A 415-nucleotide genomic window follows, 5' to 3' on the forward strand; every position below is an offset into this window, starting at 1 on the left:
TTCAGGCACTTAAGAAACTGGGGCGGAGCCCAAAAACGATTAAATGGCCTGCATATTGATTAAATTTGACTGAACCGTCAAGATTTCGATTAAACCAGACATGCGGCTGTCCCTGACCGGGTCCCAGCGACGCGATCCGCACACCATCAGCGCAGGCCGGTGCCCGACCCCACGTCGTTCTTGCGTTCGATCAGCTCGATCTTGTAGCCATCCGGGTCCGTCACGAACGCGATCACCGTCGTGCCGCCCTTGACCGGACCGGCCTCGCGCGTCACGTTGCCGCCGGCGGCGTTGATCTTCTCGCAGGCCGCATAAGCGTCCGGCACGCCGAGGGCGATGTGGCCGTAGGCCGTGCCCATGTCGTAGCTCTCGGTGCCCCAGTTGTAGGTGAGTTCGATCTCGGCCTGTCCCGGGT

At 61.2% G+C, this 415-nt stretch carries 1 protein-coding gene; it reads right to left on the reverse strand.

Going from position 1 to position 415, the window contains the following annotated elements; genetic code table 11:
• Positions 1–146: 146 nt before the first annotated feature.
• Positions 147–415, reverse strand: a 269-nt coding sequence (locus tag FJV41_RS57555) for a VOC family protein (RefSeq protein ID WP_141649658.1), incomplete at its 5' end; no start/stop codon positions are given.

The organism is Myxococcus llanfairpwllgwyngyllgogerychwyrndrobwllllantysiliogogogochensis (assembly GCF_006636215.1).
Taxonomy (GTDB): Bacteria; Myxococcota; Myxococcia; order Myxococcales; family Myxococcaceae; genus Myxococcus; species Myxococcus llanfairpwllgwyngyllgogerychwyrndrobwllllantysiliogogogochensis.